The following is a 17,059-nucleotide window of genomic DNA, read 5'->3' as shown; positions in this document are numbered from 1 at the left end:
GATCGCGCTGAGGGTTGAATCAGGCCGGGGACGAAGCCTCCGCGCCCTCGCCGGCGGCGACCGGCGCGCCCGGGCGCGCCGACAGCGACGATGTCATGCCGAGCCGCGCGAGCAGATCGGCATCGCGGTCGCGTTGCGGATTGGCCGTGGTCAGCAGCACGTCGCCGATGAAGATGGAATTGGCGCCGGCGAGCAGGCACAGGGTCTGCAGCTCGTCGCTCATATATTGCCGGCCCGCGGACAGCCGCACCACGCTGGCCGGCATTATGATCCTGGACACCGCGATCAATCGCACGAGCGCAATCGGATCGGGCCGCGCGGCCGTAGCGTTGACCGGCACGCCCTTGACCTCGTTCCACATGTTGATCGGCACGCTGTCGGGATGCTCAGCGAGATTGGCCAGCAGCACCAGCATGCCGAGCCGATCATCGACCTCCTCGCCCATGCCGATGATGCCGCCGCAGCACACCTTGATGCCGGCGTCACGGACATGCGCGAGCGTGTCGATGCGGTCCTGCAGCGCGCGCGTGGTGATGATGCGGTCGTAGAATTCGGGCGAGGTGTCGACATTGTGGTTGTAGAAGTCGAGCCCGGCCTCTCTCAGCCGCTGCGCCTGCGGCGGAGTCAGCATGCCCAGCGTGACGCAGGTCTCCATGCCCAGATCCTTCACCGCGCTGACCATATCGCAGACCTGATCGAGGTCGCGGTCCTTCGGACTGCGCCAGGCGGCGGCCATGCAGAAGCGCTCGGCCCCGGCGGCCTTCGCGCGCCGCGCGGTGGCGACCACCTCGTCGCGGTCCATCAGCTTGGTCGCCTTGAGCCCGGTGTCGTAATGCGCGCTCTGCGAGCAGTAGCCACAATCCTCCGGGCAGCCGCCGGTCTTGATGCTGAGCAGGCTCGCCGTCTCGACGCGGGTGGGATCGAACTGCCGGCGATGCGCCGACTGCGCCAGGAACATCAGGTCCGGAATTGGCAGGCGATAGAGCGCCTCGGCCTCGTCTCTGGTCCAGTCATGACGGATGGCATTGCCAACCGCCATTCGATCAGGGCCCACGCCGCTTCGATCCGCCATGCTCGCTCCACCGCCAAATTATAGATTATCATAGATATTATCTATGATTTCTCTGTATTCGAGCACCGTATCGGACGAGAGCTTCCGCTGCATCGGTTTTTTCGATAGATAATCTATGACTATGCCGGACGAGAATCTCACCACCGCTCAGCGGATCGCCGAAGCCATCACCGATCGCATCGTCAGCGGTGCGCTGCCACCCGACGCGCCGTTGCGGCAGGACCACGTCGCGCGCGAGTTCAACTCCAGCCACGTGCCGGTGCGCGAGGCATTCCGGCAGCTCGAGGCGCTCTATCTCGTGGTCGCCGCGCCGCGACGCGGCGTACGCGTGGCACCGCTCGATGCGAAGTCGACCAGGGAGATCGTCGAGATGCGCACAGCGCTCGAGGTGATCGCGCTGCGCAATGCCGCGCCGCGCTACACGCCGGCGCATCTCGCCGCGATCGAGCTGGCGCTGATCGAGGCCGACAATGCCGAGACCATCCAGGAGTTCGAGACAGCGAACCGCGCCTTCCACCGCGCGCTGGTCGCGCCCTGCGCGATGCCGCGGCTGCTGGCGAGCCTCGACGGACTACGCCTCGCGAATTCGCGCCTCGTGCTGGCGATGGCCCGCAATGCCGGCTGGCGTCCGCGCACCAACCAGGATCACCGGCTGATCCTGCAGGCCCTGCGCGCCCGCCAGATCGGCCACGCCTGCGAGCTCCTGACGCGGCACAACCAGACGATCGAGCGGCTGGCAAGGCCGGGCGTGTAGCCGGCTTCAACCCGTTCCTTGCGACCGGGCGCATACCGCCATGCGCCCGCGACGGCTGGGGCGCTCGCCTGCTCCCGTGTACATGCTGATCCGGACGCGCCCCGCGAACCGAAGGTCTCCAAAGGTCTCCATGTCCAACCGCCACCACGCTTCGAGGCTCGCCGGCGACGGCACCGCCGACGGCCTGCCGCCGGGCCAGCGTCCCTGGGCGATCGCGGCGATCTTCACCGCGCTGTCGATGGCCTCGCTCGACGTCGCCATCGCCAACATCGCGCTGCCGTCGATCTCGGCCGATCTCCACGTCTCCCCGGCCGAGGTGGTCTGGGTGGTCAACATCTACCAGATCGCGCTGGTGGCGACCTTGCTGCCGCTCGGCGCGCTCGGCGAGATCGTCGGCCATCAGCGCATCTATCTCGGCGGCCTCCTGCTGTTCACGCTGGCCTCGGTCGGCTGCGCGCTGGCGTGGTCGCTACCGACCCTGGTCGTCGCCCGCGCATTGCAGGGCCTCGGCGCCAGCGGCATCATGAGCGTCAACACCGCGCTGGTGCGCTTCGTCTATCCCGGAAAGATGCTCGGACGCGGCCTCGGCCACAACGCGCTCGTGGTCGGCATCTCCTTCACCTTCGGCCCGACCATTGCGTCCGCCATTCTCTCGCTCGGCTCCTGGCCTTGGCTGTTTGCGATCAACCTCCCCTTCGGCCTGATCGCCATCGCGATCGGCATGAAGATGCTGCCGCGAACGCCGCGCGCCGAGCATGGCTTCGACTTTCTCGGCGCCGGGCTCGCTGCGCTCTGCCTCGGCCTGTTCATCACCGGCATCGGCAGCGCCGCGCATGGCGCGACGCCGGCCATGGTGGTGGCAGAGCTTGTCGGCGCGCTCGTGCTCGGCGTCATCCTGACCCGCCGCCAGGCCGATCACCCGGCGCCGATGCTGCCGATCGATCTGTTCCGCCGCGGGGTTTTCGCGCTGTCGGCGGCGACCGCGGTTTGCTCCTTCTCGGTGCAGGGCCTCGGCTTCGTGTCGCTGCCGTTCTATTTCGAGGACATTCTCCAGCGTTCGCAGGTCGAGACCGGCTTCTTCATGACCCCCTGGCCGCTCGCGGTCACGATCATGGCCCCGATCGCCGGGCGGCTGTCGGACCGTTTTCCCGCCGGCCTGCTTGGCGGCATCGGCCTGGTGATGCTCGGATCCGGCATGGCGCTGCTCGCCATGCTGCCCGAGAACCCGAGCATCGCCAACATCGTCTGGCGCATGCTGATCTGCGGCATCGGGTTCGGCTTCTTCCAGGCGCCGAATATGAAGGCCATCATGTCGAGCGCCCCGCCCCATCGCAGCGGCGGCGCCAGCGGCATCGTCGCCACGGCCCGGTTGACCGGTCAGACCACCGGCGCGGCGCTGGCCGCCTTGCGCTTCAGCCTCGCGGGGCACGACGGAGCCACCCTTGCCTTGGCCCTCGGCGCAGGTTTCGCCGCGCTGGGCAGCGTGATGAGCTTTCTGCGGCTGGCCGTAGCTCCGCCGCGTGGCCCATGAGCCGAAGCAACTACAACCCCGGCTCATCACAAATCTTCCCGCGCGGCAAACGCATATTCTTGATTTGAAGGATGCAAACGTTCGCGCCACATTGCCGCCCTCTGTTCAACTGGCGAGTTGAACGAAAGGGATCTGCGATGGCAAACCTCACGATCAACGGACAATCCTATACTCTGGACGTCGAGCCCGACACGCCGCTGCTGTGGGCGATCCGCGAGAATGCCGGACTGACCGGCACCAAATATGGCTGCGGCATTGCACAATGCGGCGCCTGCACCGTGCATCTCGACGGCGCGGCCGTGCGCTCCTGTGGCGTCACCGTCTCCGAGGCCCAGGGCAAGCAGATCACCACCATCGAGGGGCTCGCGAGCGACAACGGGCTGCACAAGGTGCAGCAGGCCTGGGTGGAGAACGACGTTCCGCAATGCGGCTACTGCCAGAGCGGCATGATCATGGCCGTCGCGGCACTGCTCAAGGACAATCCGAAGCCGAGCGATCAGGACATCAACGACGCCATCACCAACATCTGCCGCTGCGGAACCTTCGCGCAGGTGCGCGAGGCGATCCACGCCGCGGCCAACGCCTGAGGAGGCCGACATGAACCAGCATGTGACGCCGCGCCTCGACCGCCGCGCCTTCGTCATCGGCACCGCCGCGCTCGGCGGCGGCCTCGCCCTCGGCCTCGACATCCCCTTCGGCGGCCCGCAGGTGGTGCGCGCAGCCGATGGCTCACCCGAGGTCAATGCATGGGTCGTCGTCCGGCCCGACGACACCGTGGTGATCCGCATCGCCCGCTCGGAAATGGGCCAGGGCTCGCTGACCGGGCTCGCCCAGCTCGTCGCGGAAGAGCTTGCCTGCGACTGGAGCAAGGTCACGACCGAATATCCGACGCCCGGCCAGAACGTCGCCCGCAAGCGCGTGTGGGGCGATTTCTCCACCGGCGGCAGCCGCGGCATCCGCTCGTCGCAGGACTACGTCCGCAAAGGCGGCGCCGCCGCGCGCATGATGCTGATCCAGGCGGCCGCCGATGAATGGAAGGTTCCGGCGGCCGAATGCACCGCCGCCAACAGCGTCATCACCCACAAGGCGTCGGGCCGCACGACGACCTACGGCAAGGTGGCGGAAGCCGCCGCGAAGCTGACGCCGCCTGCCGACGTCAAGCTGAAGGATCCGAAGGACTGGACCCTGATCGGCAAGGGCGTGAGACGGCTCGACACCGCCGACAAGGTCACCGGCGCGATGATCTACGGCGCCGACATGAAGCTGCCGAACATGCTCAACGCCGCGATCAAGGACTGTCCGGTCACCGGCGGCAAGCTGAAGAGCTATGACGAGGCCAAGATCGCCGGCATGAAGGGCGTCAAGAAGGTGGTGGCGATCGATGGCACCGCCGTGGCCGTGGTCGCCGACACCTGGTGGCACGCGAAGACCGCGCTCGATGCGCTGCCGATCGTGTGGGACGAAGGCGAGAACGCCAAGGTCTCCTCGGCCTCGATCGCCAAATGGCTCGCGGAAGGATTGGAGTCCGGCCCCGCCTTTGTCGGCAACGAGAACGGCGACGCCAAGGCGGCGCTCGCGAGCGCCGTCAGGAAGGTCGAGGCCGTCTACAACTATCCCTATCAGAACCACGCCACGATGGAGCCGATGAACGCCACGGCGCTCTACACGCCCGAGCGATGCGAGGTGTGGTGCGGCACGCAGAACGGCGAGGCGGCGTTCGCCGCGGTGCTGGAAGCCTCAGGGCTGACCGCCGACAAATGCGAGGTGCACAAGCTGATCCTCGGCGGCGGCTTCGGCCGGCGCGGCCAGACCGACTATGTCCGCCAGGCGGTGAAGATCGCCAAGGAGATGCCGGGCACGCCGATCAAGCTGTTGTGGTCGCGCGAGGAGGACATGACCCACGGCCGCTATCATCCGATCACGCAGTGCAAGCTGACCGGCGGCTTCGACGCCGACAACAATCTGACGGCGCTGCACATGCGCATCTCCGGCCAGTCGATCCTGTTCAGCCTGCGGCCCGACGCGCTGGTCAACGGCAAGGACCCCGCGACCTTCCAGGGGCTCGCACCATCGGGCGAAGCCACGATCGGCTACTCCGTGCCGAATTTGCTGATCGAACACGCGATGCGCAACCCGCACATCAATCCGGGCTTCTGGCGCGGCGTCAACGTGAACCAGAACGCGATCTATCTCGAATGCTTCATGGACGAGCTCGCCGATGCGGCCGGGCAGGACCCGCTGGAGTTCCGCCGCAAGCTGATGGCCGATCATCCCAAGCATCTCGCGGTGCTCAACGCTGTCGCGGAGAAGATCGGCTGGGGCACGCCGGCGCCGGACGGCGTGTCCCGTGGCCTCGCTCAACTGCACGGCTATGGCAGCTACGTCGCGGGTGCCGCCGAGATCTCGGTGATCGACGGCAGCAAGATCAAGATCCACCGCATCGTCGCCTCGACCGATCCCGGCTACGTCGTCAACCCGGCGCAGGTGGAGCGGCAGATCGCCGGCTCGTTCGTCTACGGCCTCTCGGCGCTGTTCTACGGCGGCTGCACCGTGAAGGACGGACGGATCGTCGAGACCAACTTCGACAGCTACAACTCTATGCGCATCGCCGAGATGCCGAAGGTGGAAGCGATCATGATCCCGAGCGGCGGCTTCTGGGGCGGCGTCGGCGAGCCGACCATCGGCGTCGCCGCGCCCGCCGTGCTGAATGCGTATTTTGCCGCCACCGGGAAACGCATCCGCTCGTTGCCACTGCGCGACCAGAACATCACCTTCGCATGACCCGCGTGGCGGCGGCCGTTGGGAACAATGGCTGGCGCCGTGCTATTGCAGGATGATGACGATGTCCCGACAGCGCACGCGCAGAGAGGTCGGCGGCCTGATCGCGACGTCAGTTGCCATGATCGCCGCCCCTGCCGTGCTGCGCGCACAAGCGATGGCGCGCGTCGTCGTGATCGGCGGCGGCTTCGGCGGCGCCAGTTGCGCCCGCGCGCTGCGCCAAGCCGATGGCAAGCTCGACGTCACCCTGGTCGAGGCCAACACGACCTTCACGGCGTGTCCGCTCAGCAACGAGGTCATCGCTAGCCTGCGCGATATCAGTGCCCAGCAGTTCGGCTATGACAAGATCGCAGCCGAAGGCGTGAGCACTGTGCTGCGGGCGGCCGCGGCGGTCGATGCGCCGGCCCACAAGGTGACGTTCGCCGACGGCAGCGCGCTGGCCTATGACCGCCTCGTGCTGGCGCCCGGCATCGACCTCGATTTCACGGCCCTGCAAGGCTACGACGAGGCCGCCTCCGCGGTCATGCCGCACGCCTACAAGGCCGGCGAGCAGACGCTGCTGCTGCGGACGCAGATCGAGGCGATGCCGGATGGCGGCACCGTCGCGATCGCCGTCCCGGCCAATCCGTCGCGCTGTCCGCCCGCGCCTTACGAACGCGCCAGCCTGATCGCGCATTATCTCAAGGCGCATAAGCCGAAGTCGAAGGTGCTGATCCTCGATGCCAAGGACAGCTTCTCGCAGCAGAAGCTGTTCGAGCAGGCGTGGCAGCAGCTCTACCCCGGCATGATCGAGCGCATTCCGCTGTCGCAGGGCGGCCGCGTCACCGGCGTCGAGATCGCCACGCGTACCGTCGTCACCGAGTTCGGCAACTACAATCCCGATGTGACCAACATCATCCCGCCGCAGAAGGCCGGCCGCATTGCCGCCCTCGCCGGCGCGACCGACCGCACCGGCTGGTGCCCGATCGATGCCGCGACCTTCGCCTCGAAGCTCGTCCCCGACGTCCATGTCATCGGTGACGCCTGTCTCGGCGGCGGCATCCCGAAATCGGCCGGCGCCGCCCAGGCGCAGGGCAAGGCGTGCGCGGCCGTGATCGCGCGCGATCTGACGGGACGACCGTCGGAGCCGCCGCCGCTGACCGGCATCTGTTACAGCATCGTCGCGCCGGACGACGCGTTCTCGCTCGCCGGCGTCTACCAACCCAAGGGAGACATCTTCGCCGAGATCGAGGGCGGACGGACCAGCCCGGTCGACGCACCGCGCGAGACGCGCGCGCGTGAGGCCGACGCGGCGACGGCCTGGTTCAAGGCGCTGACTCATGATGCCTTCGGCTAGCTTTGTCATCGCCACGCTCGTGGCCGCCCTGCCCGCCACTGTCGCGGCGCAGACACTCGCGCCCACTACGATCACCGGCGACGGCATCGCCTCTTCCCTCACCGGACGGCCTGGCGACGCCGCCCGCGGCCGCGCGCTGGTGGTCGCGCGCAGCTCGACCTGCATCCTCTGTCACTCCGGCCCGTTTCCGGAAGCGCGCTTCCAGGGCGATCTCGCGCCCAGCCTTGCCGGGGCCGGCAGCCGTTCGACGATCCCGCAGCTCCGCTTGCGGCTGGTCGATGCCTCCAGGCTCAATCCGGAAACGATCATGCCGTCCTATTATCGCGTCGACGGGTTGACGCGCGTCGGTTCCGCCTGGCGCGACAAGCCGATCCTGTCGGCAGAGCAGATCGAAGACATCGTCGCCTATCTCGCGACCTTGCGCGAGTGAGCCCATATGACCGGCATGTTCGAACCGTCCCACATGTCCCGCCGCCACCTGCTGCAACTGGCTGGAACGCTGACCGCCGCGGGCGCGCTGCCGCTGATCACGGTCCGGCCTGCGCAGGCGACGCCGGCGATGCTGGCGTCGGCAATCCGCAACCTCGTCGGCGAGGCAAAGGTGAACGCCGGCAAGATCCGATTAGACATCCCGCCACTGGTCGAGAACGGCAACACCGTGCCGATGACCGTCAGCGTCGATCACCCGATGACGCCTGACGATTTCGTCAAGAGCATCCACGTCTTCAACGAGAAGAACCCGCAGCCCAACGTCGCCAGCTTTCACCTGATGGCGAGCGCCGGCCGCGCCCAGGTCACGACGCGCATCCGGCTCGCCGACACCCAGAAGGTCGTGGCGATCGCAAGGCTCTCCGACGGCTCGTTCTGGTCGGCGAGCGTCGACGTCATCGTGACCTTGGCCGCCTGCACCGAGGAGATGCCGTGATGCCTGCCGCCCTCGTCAACGTTCCCGCCAAGGCCAAGCGCGGCGCCGTCATCGAGATCAAGACGCTGATGAGCCACGTCATGGAGCCGGGCTATCGCCATACGGCCGCAGGCGAAGCCATCCCGCGCGACATCATCACCAGCTTCACCTGCCGCTTCAACGGCACCGAGATCTTTCGCGCCGATCTCTATCCGGCCATCGCGGCCAATCCGTTCCTGTCGTTCTTCACCACGGCTACCGAGAGCGGCCGCTTCGAGTTCGAATGGATCGGCGACAACGGGTTCGTCGCCACCACCGCCGCCGCGATCACGATCGAATGATGCGGTCTGCGTTTCTCACTGTCGTCACGGCAATCGTCCTGACCTTGCCCGTGCTTGCCGGCGAGATCGCTGAGTCCGAGCGCCGCTCCGGCTATGACTTCATGTCGTCGGACACCAGGGCGATGCAGGACGACGACACCGCCAATCCGGCGATGCTGTCGGTGCTCGACGGTGAGGCGCTGTGGACGACGAAGGCAGGCACGGCCAACAAGGCGTGCGGCGATTGTCATGGCCCGGTCGATGTCAGCATGAAGGGCGTCGCCGCGCGCTATCCCGCCTTCAATGTCGCCAGCGGTGCGCCGGTCGATCTCGGCCAGCGCGTCAATCTCTGCCGCAAACAGCATCAGGAGGCGGCGCCGTTCGCAGCAGAGAGCCGCGAGCTGCTGGCACTGACGGCGCTGATCGCGAAGCAATCGCGCGGGATGCCGATCACCGCTGGCGACGATCCGCGGCTCAAGCCCTTCATCGCGCGCGGTCGCGAGCTGTTTTTTCAGCGGCAGGGCCAGCTCAATCTCGCCTGCACCAATTGTCACGATGACAATTGGAGCAAGCATCTCGCCGGCTCCGCGATCACGCAGGGACAGCCGACGGGCTATCCGATCTACCGGCTGGAATGGCAAGGCATGGGCTCGCTGCAGCGCCGCCTGCGCGGCTGCATGACCGGGGTGCGCGCCCAGGCTTACGATTTCGACGCCCCCGACATGATCGCGCTGGCGCTGTATCTGATGTCCCGGGCGCAAGGGATGCCGGTGGAGGCGCCGGCGGTGCGGCCGTGAGCGGGCAAGGTCTCGCGAGCTATCAGGCAGTCGTTCGAGCTTGCAGAACGCCGCTTACGAACGAGCCGTGCCATGGGTTACGCGTCGTGGCCGGCCATGACGGCATGGAGACCTCCGGCGACCCAATATGCTCAAGATCCTGCCTTCCGTCCCTTTCTCACCCCCGCCGCCGTCGGATCGATCGCGGCTAGAGGTCCGTCCGAGGCCTGCTTCATCAGGGGATCGGCGGCGATGAAGTCGATGAAGGTACGGACCTTGGCGGAGAGATATTTTCGGCTGGGATAGACCGCCATCAGCGGCGCTTTGATCGTCAGCATCTCCGGCAGCACCGTCTCGAGCCGGCCGCTGGCGAGGTCGTCGGCCATCAGCCAGCGCGGCAGCACCGCCATGCCCATGCCGGCGACAGCGGCGTGATGCAGGAGCGTCTCGTTGCCGCTGATCAGCACCTCGTTGAAGTTGACCGTCACCTCGCCCTCTCCGGTCGGCAGGATCATGGCCCGCAGCGGGTACAACGCGTATTTCAGCATTGCATGGCCATTGAGATCGGCCACCGCCTTCGGCCGCCCGGCGGCGGCGAGATAGCTCGGCGCGGCGACGAGCTGCATCAGCACCGGCGACAGCGGCCGCGCGATCAGCCCATCGCCGGGCGTGGCCGAGACGCGCAGCGCCAGATCAAACCCCTCGTCGACGAGATTGACCAGGCGTCCGCTGAGATCGAGATCGATCACCACGTCCGGATAGCGCGCGCGGTACGCCGCGAGCGTGCCGGCAAACAGCGGATTGGCGAACCATACCGGCGCGCTGACCTTCAGGGTGCCGCGCGGGATCACGGTCGCCTTGCTGACGACGGCCTCGACCTCGTCGAGAGACTCCAGCATCGGCCGCACCTGGTCGAAATAGACTTGGCCGGCCTCGGTCAGGCCGACCCGCCGGCTGGAGCGGTTGAGCAGCCGGGTCGAGAGCCGCTGCTCCAGCTGCATGACATGCTTGGAGGCCATCGCCGCCGAAAGCCCCAGGCGATCGGCGGCGGCCGCGAAGCTCTTGAGCTCCGCGACCTGGCAGAACACCCGAATACTGACCAGCGTATCCACTTATCATCAACCCATAGAAAATGATGACTTAACGAAAAGCATAATGATCAAACCAGAAGAAATTATCAATGTCGGGCACCTTTTCATTTGGAGCTCCGACGATGTCCAGCACCGCATCGACTACCGATCTCAGCCCACTCCAGCCCCCGCTGGCGCTGCGCATCGGCCTGTGGGTCGCCCAGACCCTGCTCTTCGCCCTGTTCTGCTTCGCCGGCGTCACCAAGGTCTTCACCCCGATCAAGGAACTCGCCCAGATGATGCCGTGGACCGGCGAATATTCGGTGGCCTTCGTCCGCACCATCGGCTTGATCGATCTGGCTGGCGGGCTCGGCATCCTGCTGCCGTCGCTGACCCGCATCATGCCGCGCCTGACCGTGCTGGCCGCAATCGGCTGTGCCACGCTGCAGGTGTTCGCGTTCGCCTTCCACATCTCCCGCGGCGAAGCGGCGGTCACGCCCCTGAACATCCTGCTGCTGGCGCTGTCGCTGTTCGTGCTGTGGGGCCGCAACGGCAAGGCGCCGATCGCGCCGCGCGGCTGATCCGAGCATCGCCGGCGCTGGCCATCCAGCGCCGGCGCATCGCGTGCTTTGAAGGAAGCCATGATGAGCGAACCGATCCCTGACGTGTCGCGCCGCGGCTTTCTCGCTGGCGCGACAGCCCTCGGCGCCCCAGCCCCCGCCGTCCCGGCCGTCGCCCAGCATCGCGCCGGCATTGTCGTGCTGATCGACCGCAACGACCCCCATGTGATGGGTCACGCCATCAGCTATTCCGGCAATCTGACGCGGCATTTCGCCAGTCTCGGACAGACCCCCGCGATCGAGGTCGTCGCCAACGGCACCGGCATCGACGTATTTCGCGCCGACAAATCTCCGCTCAAGGAGCCGCTCGCGGCGCTGCGGCAGATGTATCCGCATATCGGCTTCAGCATGTGCGCCTCGTCGAAGTCGATCGCGGAGAGCAAGGAGAACCTCACGATCCAGCTGATCGACGGCGCCAGGCTGGTGCCGTTCGGCATCGGCCGCGTCGTCGAGCTGCAGCGCAAAGGCTGGGCCTACGTCCATGGCTGAGGTTTTGAGCGCGCCCGCACGGCGCGATCTGCTGCTGGCGGCGGCCAGCCTGCTGCTGCTGACAAGCAGGCCTGCTTGCGCCGGCGCACAGGACCCGAGCCCGCCGGTGTTCCGCAGCGGCCGCACCCAGTTCATCGTCGAGCGGCCGCGCCGGGCGCTGCCGCCGTTGAAGCTGCAGGACATGGGCGGCAAGGACGTGACGCTCGCGCCCAAGCCCGGCCATGTCACGCTGGTCAATCTCTGGGCGAGCTGGTGCGCGGCGTGCAAGGTCGACCTGCCGACTTTGGCCGGGCTGGAGCGGATGCGGATTCCGGCGCTCGACGTCTGGACCATCTGCACCGACCGGCGCAACATCAAAAGCATCCGCCGCTATGCCGAGGCGATCGCGATGCCCCGCGCCTCCTACGCCGATCCGCATGCGCAAGCGACCAATCCGGCCAATGCCGATGCCTCGATCTTCGCGACGCCGGCGATGCCGATCACCTATCTGATCGGCACGACGGGATTGATCGAAGGCTATGTCACCGGGGCGGCCGAATGGCTGTCCGAGCCGGGCCAGGCGCTGCTGCGCTATTATCTCGATCAGCCGGGCGCGTGAAAATCATCACCGGCGGCCATGCCGCCGGTTGTCGTTCTCGTTGAAAAGATACCTATTCTGCCGGCGCCGCATGCATGTCGGCATGCGCCAGGTAGCTCTCGGACATGCCGAGCCGCCCCAGTGCAAACAATCCGCCTGCGACCACGAAATAGGCCAGCGCCACCGCCGGCGTGACGCCGAAGCCGCCACCGATGCCGACGGCCTCGCCATGCATGAAGCCGAAATAGGTCATGACGGCACCGGCAAGCGCGAAGGCCGCCGCCTTGGTGAAGTCGCGCTCGATCACGAACACGCCGATCGCGCCGAGCACGAGGCCGGCGAGGATCGAGCCCCCGCCCATCACTTCGAGCCCGTGATACAGCACGCCTTGCTGCGGCAGCGCCGCGATCGCAGCGGTCTTGACCGCATCGACCTTGTCGGCTGCGAGGCCGCCGACGCTCTGCGCCGCGGCCACCGTCGAGGCCAGCATGGTGTCGATCTGCAGCTTGGCCCAGGCGGCGAGATGCGGCGTGAAGGCGAGCACGATCGCCGGCGCGTGCTTGACCGGCGTGGTCTGGAACGCCTGCGCGCCGATCAGCATGCCGATGTAGAGCAGGATCGGCGAAATCGCGACCACCGGCACCAGCGCCAGCAGCACCGAGATGATGCCGAGCCAGGACAGCACGATCACCATCAGCCCGGTCGCTGCCGAATAGCCGATGCGGCCGCCCATCGCCTTCCAGCCGGGATGGCCGATATAGACGGCGTTGATGAAGGGGTTGCCCATCATGCAGCCGATCAGGCTGACGACGCCGTCGGCTGTCAGCACCCGCGTGGTCGGATATTCGTCGCCCGCGGCTTCCGCGCTCTCGACATTATCCATCGCCTCGACGAGGTCGTAGATGCCGAACGGAATCGCAGTCACCAGGATGATCCCGAGATATTCGAAGCCGGAGAACACCGTGCCGAACGCCGGCAGCGGCACCGAGAAGCCGAAGCTCGCAAAGGCGTCCCCGACGCCCTTGACGCTGAGCCCGCCGAGACCGAGGCCGAACAGGTTCGAGCCCCATGCGATGATCATGCCGACCGCGATCGCCACCAGGCCGGCCGGCAGCCCCTTCGGATATTTCACGCCGCCGAACCAGCTCACCAGAATGATCGCGAAGCAGACCAGCCCGATCTGCGGCGTCATGTACATCTCGAGCGCCGGCCGCATCGAGATGAAGGTGACCGAGACGCCGGCCAGCGTGCCGAGCAGCGCCGCCCGCGGCGTGATCTTGCGGATATAGGGCGCGACGAAGCCGCCGATCATCAGGATGAAGCTCTGGAAGAACACCCAGACGAGGCCGGCCGACCAGCCCTTCAGCGGATCGCCGGTCTTGAGCGTGATCGGCAGCATGATCACGAAGGTCACGATGAACATGTGCGGGACACTGACGCCCGAGGGCAGCGCGCAGACGTCGCTGCGTCCGGTCTTCTGCGCCAGGCGATAGGCAAGGAAGGCGTAGTACAGGGTCGACAGGCACATCATGAGGCCGAGCGCCGGCAGGATGCGGCCGAACACCAGGCTGTCCGGCATCTTCAGCACGAAGCGCAACAGTCCGGTGAGGACGAGCATGTTGACGAGGATGTTGGTGCCGAAACCGAAGAACGCGTTCCAGTCTCCGGGTGTCCAGAGCACCGGCTTGAAATCCGCTCTTACCGAGCTTGCCGTCCCGCTTCCGCTCATCGCCTTGCTCCCCTGTTGCTTGCAGCGACTACATGACCGAACTCATTCGTCTCGACTCGTCTCTCGGTTCATCTCTCAGTTCATGGCCTTCAGAACCGCGGCGGAGTCAGCGACCCAGCCGAAGATGCCGCCCTGGGCCTTGATCATCTTCAGGCCCATCTCGTGGAATTCCGGGAAGTAGGACGCGCAGCCGTCGGAGATGACGACGCAGCGATAGCCCCGGTCATTGGCCTCGCGCACGGTGGTGTTGACGCAGACCTCGGTGGTGACGCCGCACACCAGCAGGTTTTCGACGCCGTGATGCTTCAGCACGTCACCGAGTTCGGTGGCGTAGAAGGCGCCCTTCCCCGGCTTGTCGATCACGACCTCGCCGTCGACAGGATAGAGCGCGGGAATGATGTCGTGGCCGGCCTCGCCGCGGATGAGGATGCGCCCCATCGGACCGGGATCGCCGATGCGAAGCGACGGCGCGCCGCGCTCGACCTTGGCCGGCGGCGCGTCGGAGAGATCCGGCGCGTGCCCCTCGCGCGTATGGATCACCAGCATGCCGCTCTTGCGCGCCGCCGCCAGCACGTTGGCGATCGGCGCGACGGCGCGTGCAAGCTGCGAGACGTCGTTGCCCAGCGTCTCGCCGAACCCGCCCGGCTCCATGAAGTCGCGCTGCATGTCGATGATGACCAGCGCGGTCTTGAAGAGATCGAGCGTGATCGGCTCCGGCTCGGCCGTGATCGTAGCGGTTGCCGATGCAGATGAGTTCGCCATACCAGCCGCTTGCCTCTCCACGAGAATGCCTCGCAACAGACGAAGCAAGCGCTATGCCACTGTGTACAATCCCCGGCATCGCCGCAGGCCGGACGAAGTCCGAACTCATTCAATGACTTGAAAGGGCAGCTGACAACGGGGCGGTCGCCGGGCCGCGGGCTTCGCGAAGGCAGCGGCTCATTTCCTGGGCAGTCGATGCATGCAGCGCTCGCGCTGCGGCGCGTCCATGCGCCATTGGGTGCCCGACTCGGGAAGAACCCGCGCCGGCGGGCTAAGGTGCCGTTCCAGGCTCGCTGGACTTCTGCGATCGGCCCGAGGCCGGCGTTTCGAGAAACGTCCACCGATCTCTGCTTTTGACCCTTGACCGAGTTCGGTTCGTGGGCAGGCCGACGGCATCGGCGCGGTGCTGACGAGGTGAGATATTTCGACTATCCTGATCAAGGCAGGGTCGGGCAGAGCCCACGAGAGGGAGATCGATGATCACAGTCAGAAGCGCTCTGGCCCAGAAGAGCGGCGCCCTGATCCATGTTCGTTCCGGCGACATGGTCGTCGAAGCCTTGCGCCAGATGCGCGACAATCGGGGCCGGTCGGTGCTGGTCATCGACGACGGCGTGCTGGTCGGCATCGTCACCCAAGGTGACTGCGCCATCAAGGTGCTGCTGCCCGGGTTCGATGCGAAGCAGACGCCGGTGAGCCAGGTAAATGACGCGCGACCCGGTGACGGTCAAGCCGGACCATCCGCTGGACGGTTGCATGGCGATGATGGCTCAGCGCAGCTTTCGCCATCTGCCCGCATTGGACGCGGGCAAGGTCGTGGGCGTGATCTCGATCGGAGACGTCGTCAAGAACATCATCCGGGATCTGGAGCACAACGTGGACGGCCTGATGGGCTACATCATGAAAGACGGTCCCGGGGGCTGACGAACGAACCGCGATACCGTCACCCCCACGTAGGTGTGCTTCTGACCCGAAGCGCCCACCCGTCCATGCGGACGGGCGCTTTACGCGACTGCGCCGCATCGCATTCTTGGTGATGAATTATCTTGCGTGTGATGACATCAGCTTATGAACGCGAGAATCCCCTTGTTGGCCGGCCTGTTCGTACTTCTATTGGCTTCGGCGTCTTTCTCATATGCGCAAACGGAAAGTGTCGGCGCTCAGGCAAGTGCGCTCGAAGCGTGGAAAAAGAAGATTGTCATACTGTTAGTTAGAAAGAGAACATTTCCGCCCGGGGCGGCCGGTCAAAGTGGCACGGCCAAGGTCAAGTTTGTCATCGATCGGCAGGGAAAACTGATTTCCAGAGAACTGGTGGAAAGCACCGGCTCCGCGTTACTCGATACGGCGGCCCTCAGTATGATTGAGCGAGCGGAGCCATTTCCGGAGCCGCCCGCAGAGTTGAGCGACGATAGCTTCGCCTTTACATTACCCATCAACTTTGCAGGCGGGAAGCAGTTGCCTTGGGCAGGCGGACATTGGCCTGCTGAGTGGGTCGACGAGCAGAAGAAGATTGACGCAAAAATTCGCGGCATCTGTCGTGGCTGCTAAGGCGTGACTGAAACTCACGCGCAGCAACACTGAAGCTGCGCCATCCTGCAGCGCTTAGGTCGGCTGATGGCACTCGAAGATTGGAAGAAGATCATCGCGGCGTCCGTAGCCGAACTTCTCAAGAAGCGCGGATTCCGAAAGAACGGGCTGCGCTTCTCGGCCGATCGCGGCGACGCGAAGCTCCTTGTCGAGTTCTAGAGCAGCCAAATGAGCGACAAGACCCGCCTATTGATCACGATCAACCTGAGCATACGGCTTGGCAAATTGGACCGCGACCCGAGCATCTTCCCAGGTGCTGGGCACTGGCGGAAGCGAATTGGTGAGTTTATGGACAAGCCGAGCGACTATTGGTGGACATGCCGAAATAGCGAGGACGCTGTTCAGGCGGGAAAGAGGATCGCGATGTTGCTTGAGACGGCCGCTCTGCCGGAGATGGAGCATCTCGCTTCTGCCGAGGCGCTGGCCGCCCTTTGGGCGTCAGGCCAGTCACCCGGCCTCACCCAAATGCAGAGGGACGGATACCTCGCGAAAGTGGCCGGCCAGCCAACCTGACCGGACCGATTCCTACTGCGCCGACAGATCGTGCCCCATATGGCGAAGAGCAAAATTTGAGCGCAAGGTCGGTTGTGGGCCTGTCCCGAACCCGGCAGGTCGCGCCAAGGATGTCCGCTCTCGGCCCGCACCGGAAGTCGGCAATCAGAGGGCCGATAGGCTGCTTATGACCCTGGCTGTGTGAAAACGCTGCGCGGCTGTTATGATTCTCCAGTGATTCTTTTGGGGGAATCGATGAGGCGCT

The 17,059-nt window shown here is 65.9% G+C and carries 20 protein-coding genes and 1 pseudogene; 17 read left to right on the top strand and 4 right to left on the bottom strand.

What is annotated here, in order from left to right; all coding sequences use genetic code 11:
- Positions 1-19: 19 nt before the first annotated feature.
- On the bottom strand, positions 20-1,072 hold the full coding sequence (bioB, locus tag QW861_RS30870; RefSeq protein ID WP_410052267.1) for a biotin synthase BioB: 1,053 nt from the start codon (positions 1,070-1,072) through the stop codon (positions 20-22).
- Positions 1,073-1,193: 121 nt separating this feature from the next.
- Here bioB and QW861_RS30865 point away from each other — a divergent pair, with 121 nt between their 5' ends.
- The 9 genes from QW861_RS30865 to soxA all read left to right on the top strand — a co-directional run bounded on the left by QW861_RS30865 (position 1,194) and on the right by soxA (position 9,492).
- A complete protein-coding gene (locus QW861_RS30865) occupies positions 1,194-1,826 on the top strand; it encodes a GntR family transcriptional regulator (protein ID WP_315715813.1) in 633 nt (210 codons plus the stop codon).
- Positions 1,827-1,956: 130 nt separating this feature from the next.
- A complete protein-coding gene (locus QW861_RS30860; protein WP_316193905.1) occupies positions 1,957-3,357 on the top strand; it encodes an MFS transporter in 1,401 nt (466 codons plus the stop codon).
- A gap of 137 nt (positions 3,358-3,494) precedes the next feature.
- Complete coding sequence (locus tag QW861_RS30855; protein ID WP_315715685.1) at positions 3,495-3,944, top strand: (2Fe-2S)-binding protein; 450 nt, start codon at positions 3,495-3,497, stop codon at positions 3,942-3,944.
- 10 nt (positions 3,945-3,954) lie between these two features.
- Positions 3,955-6,138 carry a xanthine dehydrogenase family protein molybdopterin-binding subunit gene (locus tag QW861_RS30850; protein ID WP_316193904.1) on the top strand — a complete coding sequence of 728 codons (2,184 nt, stop codon included), beginning with the start codon at positions 3,955-3,957 and terminating at the stop codon, positions 6,136-6,138.
- A 55-nt stretch (positions 6,139-6,193) separates the two neighbouring features.
- Positions 6,194-7,471, top strand: coding sequence for an NAD(P)/FAD-dependent oxidoreductase (locus QW861_RS30845; RefSeq protein WP_316193903.1), 1,278 nt, complete (start codon positions 6,194-6,196; stop codon positions 7,469-7,471).
- Positions 7,455-7,901: a sulfur oxidation c-type cytochrome SoxX gene (gene soxX / locus QW861_RS30840; RefSeq protein ID WP_316193902.1), complete on the top strand. Its 447-nt coding sequence runs from the start codon at positions 7,455-7,457 to the stop codon at positions 7,899-7,901. Before QW861_RS30845 ends, soxX begins: the two co-directional genes overlap by 17 nt.
- 6 nt (positions 7,902-7,907) lie before the next feature.
- Positions 7,908-8,396: a SoxY-related AACIE arm protein gene (locus QW861_RS30835; RefSeq protein WP_316191794.1), complete on the top strand. Its 489-nt coding sequence runs from the start codon at positions 7,908-7,910 to the stop codon at positions 8,394-8,396.
- Positions 8,396-8,716: a thiosulfate oxidation carrier complex protein SoxZ gene (gene soxZ, locus QW861_RS30830; RefSeq protein WP_315715681.1), complete on the top strand. Its 321-nt coding sequence runs from the start codon at positions 8,396-8,398 to the stop codon at positions 8,714-8,716. Before QW861_RS30835 ends, soxZ begins: the two co-directional genes overlap by 1 nt.
- Positions 8,716-9,492 (top strand): sulfur oxidation c-type cytochrome SoxA, encoded by a 777-nt coding sequence (gene soxA / locus QW861_RS30825; protein ID WP_316193928.1) that lies wholly within the window; start codon positions 8,716-8,718, stop codon positions 9,490-9,492. Before soxZ ends, soxA begins: the two co-directional genes overlap by 1 nt.
- A gap of 131 nt (positions 9,493-9,623) precedes the next feature.
- Here the strand turns inward: soxA and QW861_RS30820 are convergent, their stop codons facing one another.
- The gene (locus tag QW861_RS30820; RefSeq protein WP_316193901.1) at positions 9,624-10,583 is read right to left on the bottom strand and encodes a LysR family transcriptional regulator; all 960 of its coding nucleotides are present in this window, start codon (positions 10,581-10,583) and stop codon (positions 9,624-9,626) included.
- Between the two features lie 101 nt (positions 10,584-10,684).
- On the opposite strand from QW861_RS30820, the gene QW861_RS30815 reads away from it, so the two are divergent.
- The 3 genes from QW861_RS30815 (at position 10,685) to QW861_RS30805 (ending at position 12,248) form a co-directional block, all read left to right on the top strand.
- The gene (locus QW861_RS30815) at positions 10,685-11,122 is read left to right on the top strand and encodes a DoxX family protein (protein ID WP_315715678.1); all 438 of its coding nucleotides are present in this window, start codon (positions 10,685-10,687) and stop codon (positions 11,120-11,122) included.
- Positions 11,123-11,185: 63 nt separating this feature from the next.
- Positions 11,186-11,650: a hypothetical protein gene (locus tag QW861_RS30810; RefSeq protein ID WP_012042917.1), complete on the top strand. Its 465-nt coding sequence runs from the start codon at positions 11,186-11,188 to the stop codon at positions 11,648-11,650.
- Between the two features lie 106 nt (positions 11,651-11,756).
- Complete coding sequence (locus QW861_RS30805; RefSeq protein ID WP_316193927.1) at positions 11,757-12,248, top strand: TlpA disulfide reductase family protein; 492 nt, start codon at positions 11,757-11,759, stop codon at positions 12,246-12,248.
- Between the two features lie 52 nt (positions 12,249-12,300).
- Here QW861_RS30805 and QW861_RS30800 read toward each other — a convergent pair whose 3' ends face one another.
- Both QW861_RS30800 and QW861_RS30795 read right to left on the bottom strand, forming a co-directional pair.
- Positions 12,301-13,956, bottom strand: coding sequence for a regulator (locus QW861_RS30800; protein ID WP_316193900.1), 1,656 nt, complete (start codon positions 13,954-13,956; stop codon positions 12,301-12,303).
- Positions 13,957-14,031: 75 nt separating this feature from the next.
- Positions 14,032-14,718, bottom strand: coding sequence for an isochorismatase family cysteine hydrolase (locus QW861_RS30795; protein WP_315715675.1), 687 nt, complete (start codon positions 14,716-14,718; stop codon positions 14,032-14,034).
- A 476-nt stretch (positions 14,719-15,194) separates the two neighbouring features.
- Between QW861_RS30795 and QW861_RS30790 the strand changes: the two are divergent.
- The 5 genes and pseudogenes from QW861_RS30790 to QW861_RS30770 form a co-directional block, all read left to right on the top strand.
- Positions 15,195-15,302: pseudogene (locus tag QW861_RS30790) on the top strand (CBS domain-containing protein); the annotation flags it as partial.
- A 118-nt stretch (positions 15,303-15,420) separates the two neighbouring features.
- Complete coding sequence (locus QW861_RS30785; protein WP_315754236.1) at positions 15,421-15,639, top strand: CBS domain-containing protein; 219 nt, start codon at positions 15,421-15,423, stop codon at positions 15,637-15,639.
- A gap of 165 nt (positions 15,640-15,804) precedes the next feature.
- Positions 15,805-16,263, top strand: coding sequence for an energy transducer TonB (locus QW861_RS30780; protein ID WP_315754238.1), 459 nt, complete (start codon positions 15,805-15,807; stop codon positions 16,261-16,263).
- Between the two features lie 66 nt (positions 16,264-16,329).
- Positions 16,330-16,461 (top strand): hypothetical protein, encoded by a 132-nt coding sequence (locus tag QW861_RS30775; RefSeq protein WP_315754240.1) that lies wholly within the window; start codon positions 16,330-16,332, stop codon positions 16,459-16,461.
- Between the two features lie 9 nt (positions 16,462-16,470).
- Positions 16,471-16,815 (top strand): hypothetical protein, encoded by a 345-nt coding sequence (locus QW861_RS30770; RefSeq protein ID WP_315754242.1) that lies wholly within the window; start codon positions 16,471-16,473, stop codon positions 16,813-16,815.
- The last annotated feature ends 244 nt before the right edge of the window (positions 16,816-17,059 follow it).

The organism is Bradyrhizobium sp. SZCCHNRI1029 (assembly GCF_032487555.1).
Taxonomy (GTDB): Bacteria; Pseudomonadota; Alphaproteobacteria; order Rhizobiales; family Xanthobacteraceae; genus Bradyrhizobium.
The sequence above is the reverse complement of the archived record's forward strand: the minus strand, read 5'-3'. Positions and strand labels throughout refer to the sequence as shown.

Coding starts and splice junctions, on each gene's coding strand:
- soxA (WP_316193928.1), top strand. CDS start 8,716: ATGCGGTCTGCGTTTCTCACTGTCGTCACGGCAATCGTCCTGACCTTG.
- QW861_RS30855 (WP_315715685.1), top strand. CDS start 3,495: ATGGCAAACCTCACGATCAACGGACAATCCTATACTCTGGACGTCGAG.
- QW861_RS30865 (WP_315715813.1), top strand. CDS start 1,194: ATGCCGGACGAGAATCTCACCACCGCTCAGCGGATCGCCGAAGCCATC.
- QW861_RS30835 (WP_316191794.1), top strand. CDS start 7,908: ATGACCGGCATGTTCGAACCGTCCCACATGTCCCGCCGCCACCTGCTG.
- soxZ (WP_315715681.1), top strand. CDS start 8,396: ATGCCTGCCGCCCTCGTCAACGTTCCCGCCAAGGCCAAGCGCGGCGCC.
- QW861_RS30845 (WP_316193903.1), top strand. CDS start 6,194: ATGACGATGTCCCGACAGCGCACGCGCAGAGAGGTCGGCGGCCTGATC.
- soxX (WP_316193902.1), top strand. CDS start 7,455: ATGATGCCTTCGGCTAGCTTTGTCATCGCCACGCTCGTGGCCGCCCTG.
- QW861_RS30860 (WP_316193905.1), top strand. CDS start 1,957: ATGTCCAACCGCCACCACGCTTCGAGGCTCGCCGGCGACGGCACCGCC.
- QW861_RS30850 (WP_316193904.1), top strand. CDS start 3,955: ATGAACCAGCATGTGACGCCGCGCCTCGACCGCCGCGCCTTCGTCATC.
- QW861_RS30795 (WP_315715675.1), bottom strand. CDS start 14,718: ATGGCGAACTCATCTGCATCGGCAACCGCTACGATCACGGCCGAGCCG.
- QW861_RS30810 (WP_012042917.1), top strand. CDS start 11,186: ATGAGCGAACCGATCCCTGACGTGTCGCGCCGCGGCTTTCTCGCTGGC.
- QW861_RS30800 (WP_316193900.1), bottom strand. CDS start 13,956: ATGAGCGGAAGCGGGACGGCAAGCTCGGTAAGAGCGGATTTCAAGCCG.
- QW861_RS30815 (WP_315715678.1), top strand. CDS start 10,685: ATGTCCAGCACCGCATCGACTACCGATCTCAGCCCACTCCAGCCCCCG.
- QW861_RS30785 (WP_315754236.1), top strand. CDS start 15,421: ATGACGCGCGACCCGGTGACGGTCAAGCCGGACCATCCGCTGGACGGT.
- QW861_RS30775 (WP_315754240.1), top strand. CDS start 16,330: ATGGCACTCGAAGATTGGAAGAAGATCATCGCGGCGTCCGTAGCCGAA.
- bioB (WP_410052267.1), bottom strand. CDS start 1,072: ATGGCGGATCGAAGCGGCGTGGGCCCTGATCGAATGGCGGTTGGCAAT.
- QW861_RS30770 (WP_315754242.1), top strand. CDS start 16,471: ATGAGCGACAAGACCCGCCTATTGATCACGATCAACCTGAGCATACGG.